The organism is Halorubrum sp. Atlit-28R, assembly GCF_003665955.1.
Lineage (GTDB): Archaea > Halobacteriota > Halobacteria > Halobacteriales > Haloferacaceae > Halorubrum > Halorubrum tropicale.
Genome location: NZ_QPLS01000201.1, coordinates 1 through 474, shown reverse-complemented (window position 1 = coordinate 474; position 474 = coordinate 1). Strand labels below are relative to the sequence as shown.

1 protein-coding gene is annotated in these 474 nt (G+C 59.9%); it reads right to left on the bottom strand.

The genetic code is table 11. The features are described from left to right. On the bottom strand, positions 1–474 hold a 474-nt coding region (locus tag DVK06_RS17540), incomplete at both ends, for an ABC transporter substrate-binding protein (protein ID WP_233561811.1).

Here is a 474-nt window from a genome sequence, read left to right as displayed (position 1 = left end):
CCTGAACCGCGTTCAGGATCGCCTCGCGGTCGATGGCGTGCTTGACCGCTTGACGGACCCGTGGGTCGGGCCACGGCTCAACGCTCACGTTCATCACGAAGTTCGCAATCTCGCCGCCTGGTGTCCGGTGGGCAGTCACGCTGTCAAGACTTTGGAGCAGTCCCCACTGACCGTAGCCGGGCTGCCAGATGATGTCGATATCACCTGATCGTAGCGCATTGACTTGGTTGCTCTTCTCGGGAATGGTGATCTGGCTGATACGGTCGATGTACGGGAGCGACTCACCATCGTCACCTGTTCGGTAGTAATCGTCGTACGCGACCCCAACAAGCTGATCGCCCGGAGCGAACGACTCCAGCGTGAAGGCACCTGACCCGTGTTCTTCGGTCCCGAGTGCTTGGCGCTTCTTGGCGTCGGTGACGATGTCCTCCGGGACGATAGAACCCCAACCCTTCGAGACGAGCTTATGGAAGT